Source organism: Nonomuraea corallina, from assembly GCF_027620315.1.
GTDB classification, from domain to species: domain Bacteria; phylum Actinomycetota; class Actinomycetes; order Streptosporangiales; family Streptosporangiaceae; genus Nonomuraea; species Nonomuraea corallina.
The window spans coordinates 78,703-101,273 of sequence record NZ_JAPNNL010000001.1; the positions used below are offsets into that span (position 1 = coordinate 78,703).

The following is a 22,571-nucleotide window of genomic DNA, read 5'->3' on the forward strand; positions in this document are numbered from 1 at the left end:
GCGGCGTCCCCAGCTATTTAGGTCGAATCGAGGACGCATTTCCCCTCAATCCGGAATGGGTGGGAACCCGGGATTGAAGGGTCCGCTGACTTCCGGACACGTGATCGGCGAAAGCGGCCATCGGATAGAAGCCGTAGTTTTTCTTCCAGGTCGGTGCAGTGTGTTGTTTGTCGGAGTGGGAGATGACGATGGTGGCGTCGAGGTCGACGATCACGGGCTGGTCGTCGGCTCCGAGGGCTCGGTGGCCGGCCAGCTGCCAGGCGCATTGGCGGGCTGTGGCGCGGGCGGCGCGGATGACCTTCAATGCGCAGACGGGGTCGGCGGCGAGCCGGTCGATCAGGCGCGAGACCGTCGGGTCGGAGGCGACCGGGCCGAACAGCTCGGGCTGGGAGCGCAGCATCGCGATGTCGGCCAGGCAATCTCCGCCGAGCGCCAGCGTGAGGGCCAGATCAGTGACGATCTTTGCGGAGTCGTGGGTCGCGCGGCTGAGTCGCCACCGCTCCAGCTGCATCCGCGCGTGGCTATGCGCATCCTGCGTCACTCGCAGATCTCGATGACCATGGATATCTACACTCAGATCCCCAGCCCCGAAACCCTTAAGGCGCTTGACCGGCTCAATCAGAGCCTCGACCGTTCAAGCGAGACATAACTAATCTTTCGGTACCACTTATAGGCCCTCTGGGATATCCCAGGGGGCCTACGTGTTTGTCCACCCGATCCGTCATAACCGAAGGGATATGCCGGACTGGCTACGGTGGTCATTTCACTTCTCGCTGGTTGTGGTTCAAAAGAATGGGGCCTCCGGTGAGGCGCCAGTTCACTAGGCTGGACGAGGCGGAGAGCGAATGACGCACCCTGTGATCTGCGAGCGGGCCAAGGGGCATTACTGCGGATGCTCCGCCTGTGGAGGGGCACAGCACGGCTGGACCAACGGTCTCTCGTTGGCCCGAGACCCCTCTCCCGTTGCTCGTCAAAAGGCAAGAGACGACAGTGACCTTGCCTGGGCCAAAACCCGGCCCCCCGTAGGGCGGCGCAAGCCATCCAGGGACAGACAGGCGGCAGCCACCGATAGCGCCACGGTCGACCTCGTTGACTGGCTATCCGAAAACCCGGACACCATCGACCGCATCCAGGAAATCGGAGACATCCTCGCCGGCCCCGTGATCCAGGAGCTCGATAAGAAGTTCGGCGGGAGCAGGCCACGAGAGGCCAGGAGGCAACTCAACAGTGATTTATGGTGCGACCTTCTCGTCGCCGTGGCCGAGGCTATCGAAAAACTTTCGAAGGCCATGGACCGAATCCCGGGGTACGTGACGACGGTCATCCTGCAGTCCCGGAAGGCCGAGGGTCGCAGCGTTCTGCTCGATGCTTTGGTGGGTCTCGCCGTACGGACAGCATGGGGGCCCATCAAGAGCATGATCCACACGACGGGGATCGAGGAGATCCAACGAGGATGCCGGATCCTCGCCGTCCTGATCTGTCCCGCGCCCGAGAATCACAAGGCCGTTCAGGACGGCGCCCTCCTTCCCTTGGCGAAGGAGGGACTGTTGGAGACCAGCAGGGAGCGGCTTGAGCAGGTCTTCCCCGAGGATTGGGTGCGCCGCCTACGAGAGGGCCTCGACGGCGCCTGAGTAGAGCGGCCGGCGTCCCGTCGGCATGAGCTGTCCGCCGGGGATCGGCTGTGTCGGGCTGCGCTGCTGTACGACGCTGCTGTACGGCCACGAAAAAGGCCCTCCGGGATGATCCCGGAGGGCCTTTGACCTGAAGCGCGGCCGAGAGGACTCGAACCCCTAACCTTCTGATCCGTAGTCAGATGCTCTATCCATTGAGCTACGGCCGCTCGCTGCGTAAGCAAGCATAGCGGGTCTTGAGCCGTACCTCGAACCAGTTACGGCAATCATGACCGCATGGGCTCCTCCTTCCCCGGCCAGATCGTCTGGCTGACCGGCCAGATCAGGGCGATCAGCGGGACTTTGGCCGCCTGCCCGAGGAACTCGTACAGCGGCCCCATCCGCTCCGGCGCGCCGACGAGCAGCCCCAGGATCAGCACGATCCCCCAGGCGAGGCCGTACGCGAGGACGATCCGCAGCCAGAAGATCCACTCGTAGCGGGTCCTGGCGGGGCCGCGCTTGGGCGGGCGTGGGGGCGGGGGGCCGCCGCCGAAGCGGTGGTGGAATCTGGCGTCGGCCCATTTGAGGGTGCTATGGCCGAACACGATCGAGTAGGCGAGGTACGCGGCCGCGAGGCCGTGCTTGAAGTCCGCCGTCGCGCCGCCGCGGATGTCGACGACCGCCGCGGCGAGCAGGATCACGTCCAGCAGGGGGACGCTGACCAGGAGGGCGGTGCTGAGGGCGCGGCGGTTCCAGAGGTAGCGGCAGGCGAGTCCGAGGCCGAGCAGGACCCAGAACCCGATTTCGCAGGCGATGATGACGGCGACGATCACACTGTCCAGTCTGGCGTTCCGTGAGGCAGAAACATCCTCTTGGGGAACGGCCTGTGGATACATCGAAGTGTGTATCCACAGGCGGCCCCGCGAAGGATTCACCCGGTCGCGCGAGGTGGTGGGATGTGGGCATGAACCGCGTGCCGTTGTGGGCCGGCCTGGCCTTCCTCGTGGGGCTGGTCCTGATCGGGGCCGGGGCCCGCATCGAGCGCGACGTGCCCGAGTGGTTGCTGGTCATCCCGCTGGCGATCACCTGCCTGGCCGTGCTGCTGCGTTACCGGTCGCCGCTCGGCTCGCTGGGGCTGGGCACGGTGGGGTTCGTCATGGACGTGCTGGTGGGGCCGTCTCTGGGGACGATGCTGGTCTACACCGACAATCTGTACGCCGCCGCGCTCTACGGGCCGGCCCGGTTCTCCCGCTGGCTGCTCGCGATCACGGCGGTGACGGCGGTGGGGTTCGGGGCGGTGACGGGGTTCCTGTGGTCCGACTGGCGGGCGCTCGCGCTCAACATGGTCCAGGTGGGGCTGATCCTGGTCACTCCGGTGACCACGGCCCAGATCCTGCGCCAGCACCGCGACCAGGCGGCGGCCGAGCGGGCCAGGGCCGAGCAGGTGGCGCGGCTGGCGGAGCTCGACCGTCAGGCGGCCATCACGGCGGAGCGGACGCGGATGGCGCGCGAGCTGCACGACATGATCGCCAACCATTTCAGCGCCATCGCCATCCAGTCCACCGCCGCGCTGTCCCGCAAGGACCTCGATCCGGCGACCGTGCGGACGATCATGGAGTCCGTACGGGAGAACAGTGTGAAGGGCATGGCCGAGATGCGTTCCATGATCGGGCTGCTGCGGCAGGAAGGCGACGAGGGTGAGGCCATGCGTCATCGGCTGCGGGACGCCGAGGGCCTGGTGGAGCGGTCGAGACAGGCCGGCCTGACCACCGAGCTGCGCGTCGAGGGGCGGCCGCGCGACCTGTCCGTGCCGGTCGATCTGGCGGCCTTCCGGATCCTCCAGGAGGCACTGACCAACGCGCTCAAACACGGTGACCCGCCGGCCAGGGTTCGGCTGGCGTACGAGGACGACCAGGTGTCGATCACCGTGGACAACCCGTTGGGCGAGCGGGACCGGCGGCTGCCGGGGGCCGGTGCGGGGCTGGTGGGGATGAAGGAGCGGGCCAACCTCGTGGGCGGGACGTTCGAGGCGGGCCCGCACGAGAACGGCTGGCGGGTCGCGGCCACGTTCCCGGCGCCGGAAGGTCAGGCCACGTGATCCATACCCGGTGATGGAGGCACAGGCCGGCAGCGGTTCTTACGCGGGCGGGTGGCGAGGCGCGCCCCGGGCAAGCGGGTGAAGGGCGAGGTGGGTTGAGTGGGCATCAAGGTGCTGGTGGCTGACGATCACGCGGCGGTGCGGGCCGGGATCGTGCTGATCCTCGAAGGGGCCGGCGACATCCAGGTGGTCGGGGAGGCGGCCGACGGGGTGGAGGCGGTCGCCATGGCGCGCGAGCTGCGGCCCGACGTGGTGCTGATGGACATCCGGATGCCGCGGATGGACGGGATCTCGGCCACCGCCGAGCTGGTGGGGATCACCGACGTGCTGGTTCTGACGACGTTCGACGTGGACGAGTACGTGTTCGGCGCGCTGCGGGCCGGCGCCGCCGGGTTCCTGTTGAAGAACACCGACGCGGAGGCCCTGGTCGACGCGGTGCGGTTGGTGGCCGCGGGCGACGGGCTGATCTCGCCAGGGGTGACGCGCAAGCTGATCAGGGCGTTCGCGGAGCAGGCGCCGGCGCGGCGGGAGCCGGTCGACCCGAAGACGTTGACGCCCCGTGAGCGGGAGGTGCTGGCGTGCATCGGGCGGGGGCTGTCCAACGCGGAGATCGCCAAGGAGCTCGACATGGCGGAGGCCACGACGAAGACGCACGTCAGCCGGGTCCTCGGCAAGCTGGGCCTGAAGAGCCGGGTGCAGGCGGCCATCTATTACTCGGGGGACGCGGCACCGTAAGGTGGGCGCCGTGAGCATGCCACCGCCTCAGCAGCCCCGGTCCACCGGTGTGGTCGTGGGACTCGCGGCCCTCGGAGTCTTCGCCTATGTCGTGTTCAACGTCGTGGTGGGATTCATCGCCGTGTCGTTGGCCACCCCCGCGGTGCTGGGCGTGGCCGCGGGCTTCCTGTTCCTGGGCGCCATCGGCGGCGGGGTGGGTCTGCTGCTGGTGCGCACACCGTGGGCCAAAGGGCTGGGCCTGGGATTGATGATCGGCTGGGCGTTGGTGTCCATCGTGTCGGCCGGCTGGTGCACGGGGCTCAACCCGGGGCTGTACGCCTGAGCGTCAGGCGGGCGTCCACCGGCGGCTCCCCAGCCTGGCCGGCGGTCGAGAGGGAGAAGATGACGACACCACCGGGCAGCACTCCCCTGGGCATCGATTCGGTTATGGCGCGTGACATGCCGTTGCACGAGATCTTCGTCGGCCTCGGCGTCGCGGTCGCCTCGGTGGTGTTCTTCCTGGAGGCCCGCAGAAGGGGCGCGCTGCACGAGCAGTCGCTGATCGCCGTCACCGGCGCGCTGGTCGGCGGCGCCATCGGCATGCGCCTGGCCGGCTGGCTGGAGACGTTCGACCTGCGGCACCTGTGGCTGTATGGGTCGCGCAGCGTGCTGGGCGGGCTGACCGGCGCGTACCTCGGGGTCCTGGTCGCCAAGCGGATCATCGGTTACCGGGAGCGGACGGGTGACCTGTTCGCTCCGGCGGTGGCGCTCGGCATGGCGGTGGGCCGGATCGGCTGTCACCTGACGGAGGCGCCGGGCCGGCCGACGGGCCTGCCGTGGGGGATCCACGCCCCGGCGAGCACGCCCGACTGCCCCGGCTGCCTGGCGGGCCAGGCGATGCATCCGTCGTTCCTGTACGAGATCGTGTTCGACCTGGTCGCGTTCGCCGCGCTGGTGTGGGCGCGGGGACGGCTGACCCGGCCGGGTGAGCTGTTCACGCTGTACGTCGCGGCGTACGCGGGCTTCCGGTTCCTGGTGGAGTTCACCAGGGCGAACGACGTGCTGTGGCTGGGGCTGACAGGCCCGCAGTGCTTCCTCCTGCCGGGGATGCTGCTGCTCGGGCTGAGGCTCGGGTACGGGTGGCGGCGCGGTTACTACGATGCCCTCTTCAGGCGGAAGGTGATGACATGAGCGCGGGGATGGGGCTGAGAGGCGACCGGATCGTCCGTTACGTGAACGCGTTCTGCCCGCACTGCCACGGCCGCGACCTCGACCGGGTGGAGCGGCTGAGCGGCTATCTGGCGGTACGCGACGGCAGGGTGTGGCTGGAGCGCGGCTGCCGGGAGCACGGGCTGGTGCGCACCCTCTACGACGAGGACCCGGAGATCCTGGCCTATCTGGAGGAGTGGACCGCGCCGACCAAGCAGCACGTGCCGGATCTCGCGGGCAACTTCGACCCGGTGCCCGCCGCGTACCTGAAGGGGCTTCCCGAGCTGCAGACGCAGCACACGTGCATCCTGCTGGAGGACATCGCGGAGGCGTGCAACCTGCGCTGCCCGACCTGTTTCGCCGGCAGTTCGCCCGAGCTGAGCGGCGTGGTGCCGGTCGCCGAGGTGCTGGCGAACGTGGACCAGCGGCTGGCCAGGGAGAACGGCAGGCTCGACGTGCTCATGTTGAGCGGCGGCGAGCCGACCCTGCATCCCGAGCTGGAGACGCTGCTGCGCGAGCTGGCCGGACGCCCGGTCACGCGCATCCTGATCAACACCAACGGCGTGCTGATCGCCCGCGACGACGCCCTGCTCGACCTGCTCACCGAGCATCGCGAGCGGGTGGAGGTCTACCTGCAGTACGACGGCTCCTCGGCGGAGGCGTCCAGGCACCACCGCGGCGGTGATCTGCGCGGGCTCAAGCGGCAGGCGGTGGAGCGGCTCTCGGCACGGGAGATCTTCACCACGCTGGTGATGACGGCGGCGCTCGGCGTGAACGACGGCGAGATCGGCGACGTCGTCCGCCTTGCGCTCGACACGCCGTTCGTGGGCGGGGTGTCGTTGCAGCCCCAGTTCGGCTCCGGCAGGTCGGGGGCGATCGACCCGATGGACCGGCTGACCCACACGGGCGTGCTCAAGCGGCTCGGCCCGCAGACCGGCGGGCTGGTGACGTGGCGTGACCTGACCGCGCTGCCGTGCTCCCACCCGCACTGCTGCTCGGTCGGCTACCTCATCCGTGACGACTCCGGTGCGTGGCGTTCGCTGACGGCGCTGATCGGTCACGACCGGCTCAAGGAGAACCTGGGCCTGGTCTCCAATCGCATCGCCGACAGCGAGATCCCCCGCGAGTTGCGCCTGGCGGTGCAGGAGTCGCTGCTCGGCCTGCTGTCGGAACAGTCATCGCTGTCGCACCCGCAGATCGGCGACCTGTGGCGGAACATCTGCGAGAACTGCGACCTCGGCGTCTCCACCCTGCTCACCCTGGCCTCGTCGGCCCTGCCCGGCCGGCGCAAGAAGCTGCGCCGGATGATGGGCGAGCGGGTAGTCCGGATCACCATCAAGCCGTTCATGGACCTCTCGACCATGATCGAGGAGCGGCTCACGCAGTGCTGCGTGCACGTGGGCACGCGGGCGGGCCAGGACCAGTGCGCGCCGTTCTGCGCGGTGCAGGCGTGGCCGCAGCTCTCGGCGCAGCGGCTGTCGGCGGTGGCGTCCGAGCCTCGGCTGCGGCTCCCGCTGGAGGTGCTCCCGTGACGGCGCCGTACCGACCGGCCGAAAAAGATCCCGCGCCGTACGATCCGCTCCGGTTGTGTGTGTACGCGACGATCGCGCTGCTCGCCTGGCTGTTCGGGCCGTGGGCGCTGCTGGCCTTCGCCGGGCTGGGGTTCGCGGGTTACTGGAAGGCGCGGCGGGCCGGGCTGACCCGGAGCAAGTGCCTGCTCCGGGACACCCGGCTGGTGCTCGCCTACCTGGGCGTGCTCGCGCTGGCGGCGGTGACGGCGATCGTGCTGTCCTTCACCTGACGGCGAGCGTCACTCGTCGAGTTCCGCCGAATGGTCCACGAATCCAGGGACCGTTGGAGGGGCGGTTCTGTTGCACTACTCGGTAGGCACGTACAGGGAGAGGGTCTCGGCGACGCAGGCGGGGCGGCGCTCGCCCTCGACCTCGACGGTCATCTTGAGCGCGGACAGGTAGCCCGCCGGGGTGCCCTTGACGCTGGTCAGCTCGGCGGTGGCGCGGACGCGGGAGCCGACCGGGACGGGGCGGGGGAAGCGGACCTTGTTCAGGCCGAAGTTGACGCCCATCTGGATGCCCTCGACGCGGATCAGCTCGAACATGAACGACGGCAGCAGCGACAGGCTCAGGTAGCCGTGCGCGATCGTGCCGCCGAAGGGGCCCTCCTTGGCGCGTTCCACGTCGACGTGGATCCACTGGTGGTCGTCGGTGGCGTCGGCGAACAGGTTCACCCGGTCCTGGGTGATCGTGCGCCACTCGGTGGGGCCGAAGGTCTCGCCGACGCCGTCCTTGAGTTCCTGGATGTTCGCGAAGGTCCGCATGAGGCCGAACGTTATCAGCCGGGCCGTTGCGAAGATCTTTACCTGAAATCATCGCGCACCTGTTCGAGTCCGCGCTACAGTCGTAGGCACGCGAGTCGAACAGAGGTTCGGCCTGGTGGAAGGGGGGTGTGTCCAGTGGCGGTGCTCGCAGTGCCCTCTGCCCGGACACGCCGTCGCGCTTTCTTCCCGAATCTAAGACGGCCGCTATATGGCGCAATAAAGTCGGAGAGCGTGGATCCTGTGCGCAATCCCTACGCTCCCGGAGCCGGACAGCGTCCCCCGGAGCTCGCCGGGCGCGACCGTGAGCTGCAGCAGTTCGAGGTCGTGCTGGAGCGGGTGGCCCGCGGGCGGCCCGAGCGCAGCATGGTCGTCACCGGCCTGCGCGGCGTCGGCAAGACCGTGCTGCTCAACACGTTCCGTTCGATGGCCATCCAGCGACTGTGGGGCACCGGCAAGATCGAGGCCAGGCCCGACCAGTCGATCCGCAGGCCCGTCGCCGCCGCCCTCCACATGGCGATCCGCGAGCTGGCCCCGCGCCACCGCGCGCCGGAGCGCATCGAGGAGTTCCTCGGCGTGCTGAAGGCGTTCGCGATGCGCGACCCGTCCGCCGCCAAGGGCACCTCCCACTGGTCGCCCGGCATCGAGGTGCCGGCCACGCGCGGCCGGGCCGACTCCGGCGACCTGGAGATCGACCTCACCGAGCTGTTCGTCGACGCCTCCGGGGTGGCGACCGACCTGGGCGTGGGCATCGCGCTGTTCATCGACGAGATGCAGGACGTCCAGCCCGCCGACATCTCCGCGCTGTGCGCCGCCTGCCACGAGCTGTCCCAGAGCGGCGGCCCGCTGATCGTGGTCGGGGCCGGGCTGCCCCACCTGCCGAGCGTGCTGTCGGCGAGCAAGAGCTACTCCGAGCGGCTCTTCCGCTACGCCCGCATCGACAAGCTCGACCGCGAGGCCGCCGACCTGGCGCTCATGCTGCCCGCCCGCGAGGAGGACGTCGAGTTCACCCAGGAGGCGCTCGACGCCCTCTACGACGCGGCCGAGGGCTACCCCTACTTCGTGCAGGCCTACGGCAAGGTCGCCTGGGACCTCGCGCCGCGCAGCCCGATCACGCTCGACGACGTCCGCGTCTCGGCGCCGGAGGCCGAGGAGGAGCTGGCGGTGGGCTTCTTCGGCAGCCGCTATGAGCGCGCGACCCCGGCCGAGCGCGACTACATGCGGGCCATGGCCGAGATCGGCGACGAGCCGGTGGCGACCGCCGAGGTGGCGGAGGCGCTGGGCCGCAAGCCGTCGAGCCTGTCCCCCGCCCGCGACAGTCTGATCAAGAAGGGTCTGATCTACAGCGCCGAGCGCGGGCTGATCGCGTTCACCGTGCCGCACTTCGGGAGGTTCCTGCGTGCCCAACCGATCTAGACGGCACCCCTAGTCCTCTATTGGGTTGTCTAGAGGGGAAGCTAGATAGCCCAATAGAGTTAAATCGTCATGCCTGTCGAGGGAAATCTAGCCCTCTCTAGCGCCAAACCGATACGGGCGCATACGAGGGCAGAGACTCGTTGTCCGCAGCGACCACCGCCACCCTCACGGCGGGTCGGCGGCCGGCCATGAACACGGCGAACACCACGTCGTCATGCTCGTGGTTCTTGAAGACGAAGAACCGCCAGCACAGCTCGCGCCAGCTGTCGTACGGCTCGGGCGAGGCGAGCCGCTCCCGCTCGGCGCGCCACGTGCCGCTCGCCCGCAGCCGCGCCAGCATGACCCCCTCGGCGGGTCCCGGGCGCTGCTCGCACGGGGCCCGGTGCCTCACTCGCTCGACCAGCTCCTCGATCTCGGGCGAGAGCACGGCCAGCACCACCAGCCCGGCCAGCAGGAACCCCCACGACGGCTGGGCGAACGCCACCCACCCGGGCACCGGCGCCCACACCGACAGCGCGGCCAGCCCGGCCAGCGTCATCGTCCTGGCGATCGACCGTACGTCGACCGGCGCCGAGCTGACCTCGCCGAAGCATCCGCATCCCGCGTCCGGCCGGCGCCGGCGCAGCTCCAGGAGCACGTACGTGGACATGGAGAAGAACGCGACCGACGCCCAGCGGATGGCCGGGTGCGTGGAGAGCAGCAGCCCGGCCGCCAGCGCCAACTCGCCCGCCGCGCAGACCAACAGCGCCGGGGCCTGGAAGCGGGCGGGCACCAGCACGGCCGGCCCGAGCCTGGCCAGCGCGGTCGGCTCCCTGCCGGACCGGCTGACCGCGACCTTCGCCGCCGCGCCGAGACACAGCAGCACGATCAGGACCGGCAGCTGCGATGCCAGCACGTCCCTCACCCCAATCCGATCTGCGCGTTGAAACAGCCCTTGACCAGGTCTCCGCCAAGTTCCACGTACGTGAGCGGCGACAGCTCGGCGATCCGCCCGCGCGGAGAGGTGTCGCACTCGACGCAGCGGTCGCAGAAGCGGCCGGCGACGCATCCGCACGCGACGATCGGCACGTTCGCCGAGCGGCCGGTGCAGACGTTGTGCACCTGCAGCAGCGAGCCGAGCGCGAGGTACGGCAGGCCCGCGCACGACACCCCGGCGTCCGGGCAGCCGGCGTCCGAGCGCTCCACCATGGGGTAGGAGGCTCCCCACTCGTCCTCGTCGAAGGCGTCGGACCAGGTGACGGTGCCGGAGATCCGGGCGGTCGTGCCGCCGTAGGCGGGCGGCGGCGGCGGGACCGAGCGCGCCGGGTAGGCGGGCTGGGAGGTGGCGGGCAGCACGGCCAGCGCCGTCCCGTCCTTCCTGACCCCGATCGCGTCGAACAGGTAGCCCGGCTCGAACTGGGGGTGGCGCACCCGCAGCCTGCCGGTCGCGCGGTACGGGATGACGATGGTCCGGCGGCCCCGGTGCGGCCCGCAGTCGAGCTCGACCCGCACGTCCTTGCGGCCTTCCCAGGACCTGATCGTGCCGGTGATGCGGAGCGTCTCGGCCCAGATGTGCTCGACCACGCGGCCCTCGCGCGTACGCATGACGACCCTGGCCCCGAGGGGCAGGTCGGCGGGCGCGACGTCGCCGCCGTGCCAGGCCTTCGCCCACGGCGCGATCACCAGGCGCTCGTCCGCGCCATCGGGGGTCTCGACGAGGACGAGGTGCGGGCTGATGTCGCGGATCTGGCCGGTGACCGCGCGGAGCGGCGCTCCCCCGGCCGTCTGCCCCGGGAAGCCCTGCTCGCGGCCCAGCACCGCCGCGGCCAGCGTCCGCCTGCGGTCAACGCTCGGATACGCCATGACTCATAGGGTCACACGGTTGACGGAGAGGTCGTGTCACTTGCCGCAGAGGAGAGCAAAATACGCATCCCCCAGTGAAGGAGATGACATCCGGCGTCGCACATTCCGCCACCGACCTTGACGGACCTTTATCGTCGGCGGGCCGAAACCTGATTTGCGGTTCAGCCTGATCAGGCCGCGGGCCTGCGATTCTGGCCACGATGCAGACGGCCAGGTGGGAAGAGGAGTTCCGCGAGTACGTGCGAGCGCGCGGGCCGGCGCTGCTCCGTGCCGCCAGGCAGCTCACCGGACACCCGCTGGACGCGGAGGATCTGCTGCAGAACGCGCTCACCAAGACATATCTGGCCTGGGATCGCATCCAGGACAGAGCCGCCCTGGACGGGTACGTGCGGCGAGCCATGGTGAACATCAACATCTCGCAGTGGCGGCGGCGGAAGCTGGAAGAGTACCCCTCGGACGACCTGCCCGACATGGCCACCGGGGCGGAAGCCGCCTCCGGCGAGTTGCACGAGCGGCTGGAGCAGGCGTTGCAGGGGCTGCCCGACCGCATGCGGGCCGCGATCGTGCTGCGGTACTACGAGGACATGACCGAACCGGAGATCGCCAACAGGCTCGGCATCAGCGTCGGCACGGTGAAGAGCACGGTGTCGCGGGCGATGGCCAAGCTCAGGACCGAGCTGTCACCTCTCCGGCCGCCCCTGTAGCCCCGGCCGGCGTCGTGTCTTCGGCTCCGGCCGTCGCGCAGGGTCGTACGACGCTCCTGATCTTGCGGAGCGTGGCCAGGAACGCCGTCAGCTCCTCCTCGGGAAGCGGGCCGGTGAAAAGCTCGTCGACGTCGGCCAGATGCTGGGGCAGCACCTCGTCCAGCTTCGCCAGCCCGGCCGGGGTGAGGGTGGCGTACGAGGCGCGACGATCCGTGGCGCACGCTTCGCGGATGACCAAGCCGTCACGTTCCAAACGGTCGACCACCCGGGTCACGCCGCTCGTGGACAGGCCGGTCTGAGCCGCCAGGTCGGTCATGCGCAGCGCGTGCCGGGGCGAGCGACCGAGCCTGATCAGCGTCTCGAAGTCGATCTCCGACAGCCCGGCGGCGTTGAACACCGCCTGCATCCGGGCCGTCAGCCCCGCGTACACCTCGGACAGCAGCCCGATGGCCGTCAGCCGAGGGTCGTTCATGTTGGTCACCGTCATACTGTAGATGACGATAGTTGACGGAGGGAATATTCCTCCTGTAGATGTTTGTTGTCGCAACTGTCCGCACAACAAGCTCGTCTGTCCGAAGGAACCCTCATGAGCACTCGCACCTGGAACGGCCTGACCATCCCCGCCCCGGGCACCTACGCCCTCGACGTCGCCCACACCACCATCGGCTTCGTCGTCAAGCACATGATGGTCAGCAAGGTCCGCGGCAACTTCTCGGACTTCTCCGGCACCGTCACGATCGCCGAGGACCTCCTGCAGTCGACCGCCGAGCTCACGATCAAGACCGAGAGCATCAGCACCGGCGTCGCCGACCGCGACGGCCACCTGCGCAGCGACGACTTCCTCTCCGTCGAGAAGTTCCCCCAGATCACCTTCAAGAGCAAGCGCGTCGTCGCGGCCGGCGGCGACGAGTTCACGGTCGTCGGCGACCTGACGATCCGTGACGTCACCAAGGAAGTCGAGCTCGCGGTCGAGTACGGCGGCGCCGGCACCAACCCGTGGGGCCAGCCGGTGTGGGGCTTCTCGATCACCACGGAGGTCGACCGCGAGGCGTTCGGCCTGACCTGGAACCAGGCCCTGGAGACGGGCGGCGTCCTGGTCGGCAAGACCGTCAAGATCGAGATCGAGGGCGAGGCCAACCCGGCCGCCTGACCTTTGCCCACAGTTATCCACAGCCCGAAGCCCGCCTCCGACCAGGGGCGGGCCCTTTTCCACAGCCGGTTACCCACAGGGTGTGGAAGACTCGCGGTAGGTGCACAGGACAACCGCTTTGCCGCCTGGGCCGAAGGCCGGTACGCTAACCCTGGCCACACGGCTACCAGGAGGATTCGCCTAGTCAGGTCTATGGCGCCGCACTGCTAATGCGGTTTGGGTTTACCGCCCATCCGGGGTTCAAATCCCCGATCCTCCGCAGGTGAAAGGCCCTTTTCCCGTAGATGGGGAGAGGGCCTTTTTGATCTCTGTGGGCGTCAGAGTTGCAGTCCCAGTTGCACGGCTATGGCTTCCCCCAGAGAGCGGAGGCGAGTCGTGCCCCCGCATCGCGCATCAGCGGTGTAGCGCTCGGTGGTCGTCACGCGGGTGTGACCGAGAACCTGCTGTACGACACGGATGTTCACACCCTGCTCGATGAGGAGCGTCGCGGCGGTGTGCCGGGCGTCGTGGACCCGGACGTCCCGGACGCCGGCCTGCTTGAGGATGGCCTTCCAGCGGCTATCGATCAGGTGCGAGAACCGGCATGGGCCAGGCGGGTGATCAGGGAAGCGAGAGCGTGACCACGGTGGCGTCGTCGAAGGTCTTGCCTCGCGGCCATCGGGATCCTGTGGGGTCGCTGTACTCGGCCGCGCGTACGCGGCTGATCAACGCCTCCGGACCCTCCTGGTCGAGCAGGTCGAGGGCTTGTCGCCAGGTGGCGAGGTGGAAGCGATCGACGAGGCGGGATGCGCCGTCGCTCAGGAGGACGGCCGTGCGGACCGACTCCCTTGGAGCCGTCCCCGTAAGGGCCTGGTCGGCGGCGAGGGGGTCGGTGACCGCGACCCAGAAGCCGCCGTCGCGGTTGCGGTGCGCACGCAACGCCTCTACGTAGTCGCGATGGGCGGCCTGGTGCTCGGGGCTGCCCGAGTCGAGGGCGTCCATAGCGCTGCGGTAGCGAGCACCGACCTGCGCTTCGCGATCATCGCAGATGACCATCGGCTCTGCGGTGCCGCCCGTGCCGAGGACCAGGCTGGAGTCCGCCAGGACGAGCCATTCGAGAGCGTCGTCCGTACGCCGGAGCATCACCACGGTCGCCGAGGGCGAACCGGGGTGGCCGAGGTCGCAGGTGTCCTCGTGCAGGCCGGCCACAGCTTTGATCTCGCCTGCCAGCAGCTCGGGCAAGGGTTCGCGCTTCTGCGTCATGGCGGCCAGCAATGAGGAGCCCAGCGTGCGAGCGAACCAAGCGACCCCATGTGAGCAGCCGGACTCGGAGCCCCCGGGCGTGCCGGCCCCGTCGAGGAGGACCGCCGCGTCTGCGCTCACTGCGGCGAAGTCCTCGTTGGGACGTCCCGGAGCCGCTTCGGTGGCCAGCGCGACGCGCATGCTCACCCCTCCTGGTGCCGGTAGAGCGGACTGGCAAGTTCGACCTTCACGGGTTCCCCGCTCTCCGGCTCGTACTCCGTGGACACGACCGTCGAGAACGGCTTGTCCGCCACTCGGCCCCATAGGGCCGCCAACTCGGTTTGCAGGAGCCGGACCACGCCGAGCGTCCCTTGAGGGTGGATGCCGGTGAAGACCAGGACGTGGCCTGCCCCATCGGGGCGGGGAAGGCGTCCGAGATAGGCGTAGTCGATCGGCCGCGCGGGCTCGTCATCGGAGCCCGACCGGTAGCGTTCATCGGTCCGGGTGTCGTGAAGCGTCCACACGTCCTCCTTCACCCACTCCAGCACCGGGTCCCGCTCGTACAGCTCCCCCATGACCGTAGAGAGCCGTGGCCCGCAGATCACCACGAGGTTGGGTCGATTCAGGTTGACGTCGCCACCGAGGGGGACGTGCTCCAGCTCCACGGCCAGGTCGAACCCACGCGCGAGATCTTCCAGTCGCTTCGCCGCCGCGACGTCTTCCACAGCGACGACAGGGCGTGCTTGCCGGGCTTCCCGCTTCAGAGGCGTGATCAGCGTGATCGTCCCCTGGCCGAAGAAGGCTCCTTCGGGGGCCGGACCGGTGTGGCGGATCTGGTGGATCCGACCGCGGGTGAGGCCGGCTTCCTTGGCGATCTGGGCGTACGACATGCCCTGCGCGTGCAGCTCTTGGATGACCCGCCGGCGAAGACGTGACAGCTCGGTCACCTCCTGCTGCGCGGCGTTCAGGCGCTCGGTGGCAACCCGGAGCAGTTGGTACGGATCTTCGATCGCGGCGATCCGCTCCGCGTCGTTCGATGGCAATGGTCCCCCTCGGATCATTGCCGAGAGTCTAGGCCCCTAGACAGAATGCCGTCTATCTCCCTTGACGGTATGCATTCGAGTGGTTCGCCGGGTTTGGATCTACTGCCGCGTCGTCCAACGAAGCCCAGACGGTCCGGCCTCTGTGGTCGCCCAGCACGCCCCACTCTGACGCCGCCTCGGACACGATCCGCAGCCCGCGCCCGCCTTCAAGGTCGGGATACTCGGGGAAGATTTGCGGCCTACCCGGCCCCCCTTCGTCCAGGACGGCGATCCACAACCGCCCGGCATCGCCGCGAATGGTCACGAGAAAGCGACCCCCGAACCGTCCACTCGCCGAGTGCCGTATCGCGTTCGTAGCCAGTTCGCTCACGATCAGTTCGGCCGTCGCGACGTTAGGCCAGCCCTTGAGGAACGTGGTGACGAAGCGCCGGGCTTCGGTGATCGAGACGGTGGACCCGAGGAAGTAGCGAGAAATGCACCAAGCCGACACGGGAAACTCCTGGTGTCTAGGGGACTATACGCCTCCAAGCACCAAGCGTATGAGCAGCATTACAGCAAGCTCAAGGTATTCCACGTATAAATACGTGTCCTAGCGAGTGTGGGCTGCCAGGTTCCTCATGTCCTGGGCGATCTGCCAGAGAAGATCCCGCATCTCATCCCCGTACACCGCAGCGTTGCCGAACAGCTCGAAGGTCTCCTCGTGAGCCGCGATCTCATGCGCCTGAGTCATCGTGAGATCACCGGTCAAGCTCTCGACGACGCTCGCGCCCCCGTCGTAGATCGTGAACCCATGCAGCGGAAAGGCCGGCGCCTCTACCGCCCAGGGCACAACTCCGAGCCGGACATGCGGCATTGTGGACACCTGAGCCAGCCGATCAATCTGCGCCACCATCAGCGCCGGTGACCCCGGCCAGGTCCGGACCGCTCCCTCAGTCAACAGGAACGCGAACTCTCGATCCGCCTCGAACAACACCGCTTGGGCATTCAATCGAACGGCCGCCGCCTTGGCCGCGTCCTCCTCATCAACATCGCGGCCGATCGCCAGCGCGAGCCTGGCGTATTCGGGGGTCTGCAAGAGTGCCGGGATCATCGCTGACTGAAACGACACCACCCGCCGCGCCGCACGCAATCGAGCAGCGTTGGCCGCCTCCCGACCGGCAAGCCCACCCTTGAGCCGAGACACCTCATCACGCAGCCGAGCGAGCAGGGCATCCAGCTCTGCCCGCTCATCCCCATCCAGCCCAAGAGCGTCGACCAGACGCTCAACGGTCTCAGGCGTTGGAAGCAGCCGACCGGTCTCTATCCGGGAAACGGTGGGCTGAGCGACCTGAGCACGCTGCGCCAGTTCCTTACCAGTCAGCCCAACCCGCTTGCGCAGCCTTCGCAACAGTTCACCCAATGCCCGCAAGCGATCCCGTCGATCCTCCACACCGAGCGTTCTACCACTCCCGCTGTGCCGGTCATTGCCGAATTGTTCTCTTGAGGATCAAGGGCTGCCGCGCGCATCCCCAATCTCATGCGGATAGTGCCCATAGTGGCGCTGACGCCAGCGCTCGAAGTAGCCGATGCCCATCATGCTCACCCCAGCGAAGGCGGCAACGCAGAGACCAAAGAGCAGGGTGGACTGCGCGAAGGCGTATTCCCATCCCGTTGCGGCACCGATCAGCAGGAAGAGGACGAGGAAGCCGCCGACAGCAGCGCCGGTGACCAACCCGAGGCGGACAGGATGGGCCGCAGAGAACCGTTGACCGCGATGGGGCTTGGCACCGCCACCCAATGCCACATCGGCTCGCCAGAACCAGCCCGTCAGTTGCCTCATCAAGCGCACAGCGAACCCCCTTCATGCCTCCGGCGGGGCGCTCTGGCTTCCGGGATGATCGCCGCGCCTCGCTTCAGGACCGTAAGTGGCTCAGATGGGAGGCGTGTGCGTCCGCACGAGAATGTGACCGGGTATGTTGTCGCAGCAGACAGAGAAACCGCTGTGGCGAGGGCACTCGACCTCGACGGACGCTGGGCAGAAGTAGATGTCCGGGCAGCCGCAGTCGTAGAAGTGTGGCAACGGGTCGGGGAGTTGCGGCATGGTCACACGTTCCAGGATGCATGATCGGGAAGGCCACCGCCTGAAGGCCGCCTTTACTGGTCGCCGAGGTTCAGCAGGCCAGTTTCCGTATATCGACGTGTCCGATCCTGATTTGCAAAGGCCCTCTTCCCGAGTACGGGGAGAGGGCCTTTTTGATCAAGGTTGCCGTTCTCCTCACTGCCGGTGCGTGGCCGGTCGCTGGGTCAGCGGGGTCGCCGGTAGCGCAGATAGACGATCCCGTTGCTGGAGGCGGTGCTGGAGACCAGTTCGAGCTGGTAGGACTTGGGGACGCCGTCGAACAGCCGGGTGCCCTCGCCCGCGACGTAGGGAAACATGCTCACCTGGAGCTCGTCGATCAGATCGAGCCGCATGAGCGATCGCCAGAGGCCGACGCCGCCCCAGACCACGATGTGGCCGTCGCCGCCCAGTCTGAGCTTGTCGATCTCTTCTGTCGTGTCACCGGTGGCGATAGTGGTGTTGGCCCAGTCGGCCGTCTTCAGGGTCCGGGAAAAGACGATCTTACGTCCGGCGTTCAGGATGTCGGCGAACGGGTGGTCGGTGGACGTTGTCATGGCCCCGGCGATGCTCTCGTAGGCGGTACGGCCCATGAGGTGCGCGTACGCGCTCCGGAGGAAGTCGAGGTGCGCCGGGTCGTCGGGGTCGCGGTTCTCCGGCAGGGCGAAGCAGAACCTCGAAAACTCGGTGCCCTCGTCGGCGAGCAGGCCGTCGAGGGAGTAGTTGAATACCGTCGCTATCAGCTTCCGCATGATCAGGACTCCGTGGTCTCGAGTCGTCGGGGAACGTGTGTCCCGGGCCGCAGCGTCTGTGGGCTGTACCTGATGCCTTAGACGACACCGCCGCCCGGAAATCATCGGCGCCGGGTCCACTGGCTGGGTGCGTGATCAAGTAATGGGGTCGAGGCCCTTCAAGGGGCGGAGATCAAACGACATGCGGCTGTGATCATCTTCGGGCAGGATCGCCCCTCATGCTCGTGAGCACTCTCGTGGCCGACGCGGGCCTGCCGCTCGCGCCGTTACCCGCACAGGTCGCCGAGAGCCTGTTCACCTGCTCTGCGAGGTAGGGCGGCGTGTGGTGACGCGCGGTGAACCGGTCTTCGTGGTGACGACTACCCAGTGACCCCAGGTTGGGCTGAGTCGGCCAGGATGGCCGCCAGCTTGAGGCCTTCGTCGGCGAAAAGTCGTCCTGCCTGCTCTCCCTTGCCACGTGTTTCCAAAAGGACGAGCCGGGAGGAGCCGTCGCGTTGGGGTACGACGCGGATCTGCCGCACCTCGCTGAAGCCGCTCTCCTCCAGTTCGGGGTGGACCGCCGTCGGTGACCAGCGCACCTTCCAGGCGCGGTCGAAATCGATGATCTCCAGTTCTCCGTTATAGGTGTAGGGGACCGGTCCGTCGAGGGTGACGGCGAACGAGGCGTAGTAGGTGGCGGTCTCCCCGAAATTCAAGTGGGCCTTGGGGCGGACGCGGATGTCCTGGATGGTTATCCGCTTGGCCTGGGAGCCCTTGGTGAAGGCGTTGTAGATGCCGTCGAAGTCTCGGGGCGGCTCCAGCACCTGGGCTTTCATGGCGTGCAGGTCGCCGCGCTGCCAGGCCGTCAGGAACGCGGTCGCCGTCCCCTTGGGCGAGCCTTTGGTGCGTACCGTCAGGTAGACGGCAATGCCCAAACCGAGGACGGCGGTCAGAGCTACGGCGATGGTGATCGCTGTCCGTCGCCGGCGGCGAGAAAATGCGGGCATATCGGGCGATCCTATTGGCTGGGCCACAACACTCAGCACCCGAGCCCGATCGCCCCTGGGCCATCGAGCGGGAACGTCCGCCACAAACAGCGCCCTGCGCAAACGAACCTCGGCGGACGTCCGCGGACGCCACCACCGCAGGTCAAGGCCTTGGTCGCCGATTGAATCGGCTTCTGCGATCCGTGGTTCGTGTGGTGTCTTGGGCGCCGATCTCCTCGCAGAGGTCAGGCCCAGGAGCCTGGCGGGTCCACGATGAGGTGTTCGGGATGAGGCAGCGGGGCGGGTTCGTCTTCGGCGGCGTAGACCTCCAGGCATGAGAGGTAGCCGTCTTCGACGAAGAGCAGTACGCCGTCGCCACGTGCTCGTGTGAAGGCGGAGATGAGCACGCCGTCCTGCACGGGGCACGCCAGAGCCGGAGGCCCCATTCCTGAACGAAGATCCAGAGTTGCGCATCCGCACCCGCAACGACTGGCGACGACTGCGGAGGACACCTGAGCCCGCAGTTCCTCCACACCGGGGAAGTCCTGTGCGAGCAGCGCCAGAATGACGGCCTGCTCCTCGGCGGATAAACGACGTTCGCCGTCTTGCACATCACCAACGTACCGGATTAAATGCGGGATGAATTCTAAGAGGGGCGTTTAGTTATGTTCTGTGCCAATTCGCCCTGTCATGGCTGTCGAGCGATTCGCTTACTTCGGGAATTTTCTATGCAGATACGATCCGGTTCCGGGAGCCACCTTGAGAGCCACCCGAATGGACGATCTTGAACTGAGCCGGACGGACATGGACAGCCGGAGTCTTGACGAGCAGCACGGCGAAAGGTTCTGAACGGTCCTGGAGATCGTTTGGGATCTTGTCAACAGAAGGCGTCAACGGCCGAGTGCGTGTTGCATGGCCACGGACACCCCTCAGCCTCCAGGCGCCGGCTGACGATCGAGCAACCTGTTGCCGATCTCGCGTGAAGTCTCGGTAGGGGCAACCTGCCGAGAGCCGGCTTGATGCGGTGCGTCAGCGTTCATTCGTGAGCGCAGCGTTCACCGCGGAGAGCCAGGCGTCCGCGTGAGGACAGGCACTCCTGATGGTGTTGATCCCGATCTCGGCTATGACGAGCGGGCCGTCGGAGGTCTTGCGATACCGCGGATATAGACGAAGTAGACGCTTGGAGGGCGCTGTGCTGGCCCCGTCGTTGACCAGTTCTGCACCTTGCGCCTGCGCCACAATGGCTTGGACGGCCTGGGCGAGCGCGTCGTCGCCGGTGAGTTCGCCGAGTGCCTCATGACCCAGCAGAACCCATGCCTCCAGTTTGTGAAGTACCAGGTGTGGTAGGAAACGAGGGCGGTCAATGGTGTCAGCGATGGCACGCTCGACGTGAGTCACACGGTTGTACGGCGAACCTGAGGGACGTGTCGCCATGCCGGGCACGTCGCTTGGGAGTCCGTAGTAGTCCAACATGGTCGTCAAAACAGTGATGGAGGAATCAGCGAGCAGCAGGCGGATCTCTGTAGCGAGCTTGGCCCACGTGGACACGCCTCCTCTGAAGGAAGGGCCACCTGCGGGACGTTTGGTGGTGAAGATAGACCAAGTAAGGTAGACATCGGAGCTGCATAGGTAGGGCTCAATGACTTCGCGGACTACGGTCTCCTCAGACTGGCCCTCGCACAGGATGTGCACTCGGCGCATTTCCGTCACCGCGACTCGGTCTGCGGCCTGCCGCCGAGCAAGTTCTTCTCCCACAACTCGCCCAAGGAGTACTCCGCCAGCCAGTCGGCCAACCCTGCGGGGGCGAGTCGTTTGAAGACCGACGTTCCCCTGTCTCGCTCAACCACAATGAGATCGTCTACCTCGAACTGGTTGATGAGCGTCACCGACTGGGTCGCGATCAGGATCTGACTGGTGGTGCTGGCGGCGCGCAGCATGTCGGCCAACTGCACGATGGCATAGGGGTGCAGACCGAGCTCCGGCTCGTCGAGCACGACGAGGTCAGGAAGATCGGGAAGGCTGAGCAAGGTTGTCAGGCAGATGAAACGGAGCGTTCCGTCCGACAGCGCGTCTGCAGGGAAGACGACGTCCGAGCCCTCTTGCTGCCACCGCAGCCGCAGTCGGTCGTTCTCCTCGATGAGTACGAAGTCCCTGAAGAACGGCGCGACCTGCTGGATCGTCTGAACGATCCTCCTGTATGCGGCGTGGTCCTCCTGCTGGAGGCGAAGCAGGATGGCGGCCAGATTTCGGGCATCCGGGTGCAGCGCGACGTTGTCGGAAGCGAACCCTGTCTGCTTGACGGGAGCGTTCGCGCTGGTGTCGTGGAAGTGGAAGACGCGGCAACCGCGCAGCGTGTCAGCCACATGGCCGGCAATCGATGACAAATCCTGCTCATCGATCTCATCCGTGAGGCGGCTCTCCCGATGCCCCCGTCCCAGGACATGTTCTTCGCCACGCACCTCGATGCTTTCAAGACCGAAGATCAGCTCATCGCGAGCAGCCGGGATGAGTTTGGCCCAGTACACGTTGGACCCGAATCTCAGGCGCAGGTCGACTTCCGGGATACTCTTGCCCCCGCGATAGAGCAGGGCAGAGGCCCCACCCGCCTGGCCAACGAACAGGTTCAGCTGATGGTCGACGATCCGGCCGAGCAGGGCGAGGACAGAGATGAGATTGCTCTTGCCCGCGCCGTTGGCACCGATCAAAACATTGAGATCTCGCAACTCCACCTCAGTGGAGCGGATCGAGGTGTATCCCCTGATCGCGATCGACTGCAATCTACCCGGCACCATGTGCCCAGCTTAGAGTGATCCTCTGATGCGGCGCGTCCACCCTCCGCAGTCGGAGGTTGAAATGGCAATGACCTGAATGTTGCGGCCGTGATGCTTGCGCTTTCCGGACCCACACAGCTCGGTGCCATTGGACCGGGGGTAGCGACGCCTATGCCACAGCAGCCCTCAGCAGGGCTGATGACGCTTGCCTTTCTATGTTAACCGGCTCGGGGAGATCGACGGTCCAGGGCTTCGACGTCTCAGTCCCCTGCCCACTCGACGTACGCACCGCGGATACGCCGACGCACCAGGACGATCAGCCCCATCTGGATGACAAGCAGTGCCGGCGCGACCAGTCCCGATACGGCGATCACCTCTTCCTCTGAGAGTCCGCCAACACATTCCGTTATGTTGCCGCCCTCGTACAGAAGGGTGCAGTCACGTCCGAGAATCTCGGCGACGATGAACCAATGGGCAAGCAGAAGGGGGACCGCGCCCAGGGCGAGGAGCGGTGTGATGGGGTTCGCCCTCCCCTTTGCCGGGACAGGTTCGAGACGCGCGCCTACAACGGGATCACGGCTCACCCTGGACACGGAAGCACAGGCAGGCGATCATGACAAGGCCGGTACGGCACCCCCGGCTGGTCCGG

28 protein-coding genes and 2 tRNA genes are annotated in these 22,571 nt (G+C 67.2%); 11 read left to right on the plus strand and 19 right to left on the minus strand.

Annotated features, from left to right (window positions below; translation table 11 throughout):
* Window positions 1-13: 13 nt before the first annotated feature.
* Window positions 14-511, minus strand: coding sequence for a transposase (locus tag OUY22_RS00400; RefSeq protein WP_408638082.1), 498 nt, complete (start codon window positions 509-511; stop codon window positions 14-16).
* Window positions 512-845: 334 nt separating this feature from the next.
* Here OUY22_RS00400 and OUY22_RS00405 point away from each other — a divergent pair, with 334 nt between their 5' ends.
* Entirely contained in the window at window positions 846-1,631 is a 786-nt protein-coding gene (locus tag OUY22_RS00405; protein WP_270152566.1) for a hypothetical protein, read from the plus strand.
* A 136-nt stretch (window positions 1,632-1,767) separates the two neighbouring features.
* Here the strand turns inward: OUY22_RS00405 and OUY22_RS00410 are convergent.
* Window positions 1,768-1,840: transfer RNA gene (locus OUY22_RS00410), tRNA-Arg, on the minus strand.
* A 57-nt stretch (window positions 1,841-1,897) separates the two neighbouring features.
* Window positions 1,898-2,443 carry a hypothetical protein gene (locus OUY22_RS00415; protein WP_270152568.1) on the minus strand — a complete coding sequence of 182 codons (546 nt, stop codon included), beginning with the start codon at window positions 2,441-2,443 and terminating at the stop codon, window positions 1,898-1,900.
* Window positions 2,444-2,574: 131 nt separating this feature from the next.
* On the opposite strand from OUY22_RS00415, the gene OUY22_RS00420 reads away from it, so the two are divergent.
* From OUY22_RS00420 to OUY22_RS00445, 6 genes are all read left to right on the plus strand, one after another.
* Window positions 2,575-3,708 carry a sensor histidine kinase gene (locus tag OUY22_RS00420; RefSeq protein WP_270152569.1) on the plus strand — a complete coding sequence of 378 codons (1,134 nt, stop codon included), beginning with the start codon at window positions 2,575-2,577 and terminating at the stop codon, window positions 3,706-3,708.
* A 99-nt stretch (window positions 3,709-3,807) separates the two neighbouring features.
* Window positions 3,808-4,443, plus strand: a complete 636-nt coding sequence (locus OUY22_RS00425) for a response regulator (RefSeq protein ID WP_270152571.1) — start codon at window positions 3,808-3,810, stop codon at window positions 4,441-4,443.
* A gap of 10 nt (window positions 4,444-4,453) precedes the next feature.
* The gene (locus tag OUY22_RS00430) at window positions 4,454-4,765 is read left to right on the plus strand and encodes a hypothetical protein (RefSeq protein ID WP_270152573.1); all 312 of its coding nucleotides are present in this window, start codon (window positions 4,454-4,456) and stop codon (window positions 4,763-4,765) included.
* Window positions 4,766-4,881: 116 nt separating this feature from the next.
* The gene (locus OUY22_RS00435; protein WP_270152574.1) at window positions 4,882-5,613 is read left to right on the plus strand and encodes a prolipoprotein diacylglyceryl transferase; all 732 of its coding nucleotides are present in this window, start codon (window positions 4,882-4,884) and stop codon (window positions 5,611-5,613) included.
* Window positions 5,610-7,163 carry a radical SAM protein gene (locus tag OUY22_RS00440; protein WP_270152575.1) on the plus strand — a complete coding sequence of 518 codons (1,554 nt, stop codon included), beginning with the start codon at window positions 5,610-5,612 and terminating at the stop codon, window positions 7,161-7,163. Before OUY22_RS00435 ends, OUY22_RS00440 begins: the two co-directional genes overlap by 4 nt.
* Window positions 7,160-7,432: a hypothetical protein gene (locus OUY22_RS00445; RefSeq protein WP_270152577.1), complete on the plus strand. Its 273-nt coding sequence runs from the start codon at window positions 7,160-7,162 to the stop codon at window positions 7,430-7,432. The genes OUY22_RS00440 and OUY22_RS00445 overlap by 4 nt, the downstream gene beginning before the upstream one ends.
* A 75-nt stretch (window positions 7,433-7,507) precedes the next feature.
* Here the strand turns inward: OUY22_RS00445 and OUY22_RS00450 are convergent, their stop codons facing one another.
* A complete protein-coding gene (locus tag OUY22_RS00450) occupies window positions 7,508-7,966 on the minus strand; it encodes a MaoC family dehydratase (RefSeq protein WP_270152579.1) in 459 nt (152 codons plus the stop codon).
* A gap of 231 nt (window positions 7,967-8,197) precedes the next feature.
* Here OUY22_RS00450 and OUY22_RS00455 point away from each other — a divergent pair, with 231 nt between their 5' ends.
* Window positions 8,198-9,379: an ATP-binding protein gene (locus tag OUY22_RS00455; protein WP_270152581.1), complete on the plus strand. Its 1,182-nt coding sequence runs from the start codon at window positions 8,198-8,200 to the stop codon at window positions 9,377-9,379.
* A gap of 97 nt (window positions 9,380-9,476) precedes the next feature.
* On the opposite strand, the gene OUY22_RS00460 is transcribed toward OUY22_RS00455, so the two are convergent.
* On the minus strand, window positions 9,477-10,274 hold the full coding sequence (locus tag OUY22_RS00460) for a MauE/DoxX family redox-associated membrane protein (RefSeq protein WP_270152582.1): 798 nt from the start codon (window positions 10,272-10,274) through the stop codon (window positions 9,477-9,479).
* A gap of 5 nt (window positions 10,275-10,279) precedes the next feature.
* Window positions 10,280-11,221, minus strand: a complete 942-nt coding sequence (locus OUY22_RS00465) for a hypothetical protein (RefSeq protein WP_270152583.1) — start codon at window positions 11,219-11,221, stop codon at window positions 10,280-10,282.
* Window positions 11,222-11,421: 200 nt separating this feature from the next.
* Between OUY22_RS00465 and OUY22_RS00470 the strand changes: the two genes are divergently transcribed.
* Window positions 11,422-11,925 carry a SigE family RNA polymerase sigma factor gene (locus OUY22_RS00470; protein WP_270152584.1) on the plus strand — a complete coding sequence of 168 codons (504 nt, stop codon included), beginning with the start codon at window positions 11,422-11,424 and terminating at the stop codon, window positions 11,923-11,925.
* Here OUY22_RS00470 and OUY22_RS00475 read toward each other — a convergent pair.
* A complete protein-coding gene (locus tag OUY22_RS00475; protein ID WP_270152585.1) occupies window positions 11,888-12,412 on the minus strand; it encodes a MarR family winged helix-turn-helix transcriptional regulator in 525 nt (174 codons plus the stop codon). The two genes, OUY22_RS00470 and OUY22_RS00475, sit on opposite strands and share 38 nt — an antisense overlap.
* Before the next feature lie 99 nt (window positions 12,413-12,511).
* Here OUY22_RS00475 and OUY22_RS00480 point away from each other — a divergent pair, with 99 nt between their 5' ends.
* Together OUY22_RS00480 and OUY22_RS00485 are read left to right on the plus strand one after the other, a co-directional pair.
* Window positions 12,512-13,075, plus strand: a complete 564-nt coding sequence (locus tag OUY22_RS00480; RefSeq protein WP_270152586.1) for a YceI family protein — start codon at window positions 12,512-12,514, stop codon at window positions 13,073-13,075.
* Window positions 13,076-13,244: 169 nt separating this feature from the next.
* A tRNA-Ser gene (locus OUY22_RS00485) sits at window positions 13,245-13,334 on the plus strand.
* A gap of 58 nt (window positions 13,335-13,392) precedes the next feature.
* Here the strand turns inward: OUY22_RS00485 and OUY22_RS36825 are convergent.
* The 12 genes from OUY22_RS36825 to OUY22_RS00545 all read right to left on the minus strand — a co-directional run bounded on the left by OUY22_RS36825 (window position 13,393) and on the right by OUY22_RS00545 (window position 22,506).
* Window positions 13,393-13,644 carry a tyrosine-type recombinase/integrase gene (locus OUY22_RS36825; RefSeq protein ID WP_408638083.1) on the minus strand — a complete coding sequence of 84 codons (252 nt, stop codon included), beginning with the start codon at window positions 13,642-13,644 and terminating at the stop codon, window positions 13,393-13,395.
* A 31-nt stretch (window positions 13,645-13,675) separates the two neighbouring features.
* Entirely contained in the window at window positions 13,676-14,497 is an 822-nt protein-coding gene (locus OUY22_RS00495) for a protein phosphatase 2C domain-containing protein (RefSeq protein ID WP_270152615.1), read from the minus strand.
* A gap of 2 nt (window positions 14,498-14,499) precedes the next feature.
* Window positions 14,500-15,339 (minus strand): sigma factor-like helix-turn-helix DNA-binding protein, encoded by an 840-nt coding sequence (locus OUY22_RS00500; RefSeq protein WP_270152588.1) that lies wholly within the window; start codon window positions 15,337-15,339, stop codon window positions 14,500-14,502.
* Between the two features lie 52 nt (window positions 15,340-15,391).
* Window positions 15,392-15,829, minus strand: coding sequence for an ATP-binding protein (locus OUY22_RS00505; protein ID WP_270152589.1), 438 nt, complete (start codon window positions 15,827-15,829; stop codon window positions 15,392-15,394).
* Between the two features lie 99 nt (window positions 15,830-15,928).
* Window positions 15,929-16,768: a helix-turn-helix domain-containing protein gene (locus OUY22_RS00510; protein WP_270152590.1), complete on the minus strand. Its 840-nt coding sequence runs from the start codon at window positions 16,766-16,768 to the stop codon at window positions 15,929-15,931.
* Between the two features lie 57 nt (window positions 16,769-16,825).
* Complete coding sequence (locus OUY22_RS00515; protein ID WP_270152591.1) at window positions 16,826-17,158, minus strand: hypothetical protein; 333 nt, start codon at window positions 17,156-17,158, stop codon at window positions 16,826-16,828.
* Window positions 17,159-17,622: 464 nt separating this feature from the next.
* Window positions 17,623-18,186, minus strand: a complete 564-nt coding sequence (locus tag OUY22_RS00520; RefSeq protein ID WP_270152592.1) for a dihydrofolate reductase family protein — start codon at window positions 18,184-18,186, stop codon at window positions 17,623-17,625.
* Window positions 18,187-18,545: 359 nt separating this feature from the next.
* Window positions 18,546-19,172 (minus strand): NTF2-like N-terminal transpeptidase domain-containing protein, encoded by a 627-nt coding sequence (locus OUY22_RS00525; protein ID WP_270152593.1) that lies wholly within the window; start codon window positions 19,170-19,172, stop codon window positions 18,546-18,548.
* Between the two features lie 224 nt (window positions 19,173-19,396).
* Entirely contained in the window at window positions 19,397-19,762 is a 366-nt protein-coding gene (locus OUY22_RS00530; protein WP_270152594.1) for a hypothetical protein, read from the minus strand.
* Between the two features lie 418 nt (window positions 19,763-20,180).
* Window positions 20,181-20,852 (minus strand): DUF4276 family protein, encoded by a 672-nt coding sequence (locus OUY22_RS00535; RefSeq protein WP_270152616.1) that lies wholly within the window; start codon window positions 20,850-20,852, stop codon window positions 20,181-20,183.
* 5 nt (window positions 20,853-20,857) lie between these two features.
* On the minus strand, window positions 20,858-21,943 hold the full coding sequence (locus tag OUY22_RS00540) for an AAA family ATPase (RefSeq protein ID WP_270152595.1): 1,086 nt from the start codon (window positions 21,941-21,943) through the stop codon (window positions 20,858-20,860).
* Window positions 21,944-22,182: 239 nt separating this feature from the next.
* Window positions 22,183-22,506 carry a hypothetical protein gene (locus tag OUY22_RS00545; protein WP_270152596.1) on the minus strand — a complete coding sequence of 108 codons (324 nt, stop codon included), beginning with the start codon at window positions 22,504-22,506 and terminating at the stop codon, window positions 22,183-22,185.
* Window positions 22,507-22,571: the final 65 nt, after the last annotated feature.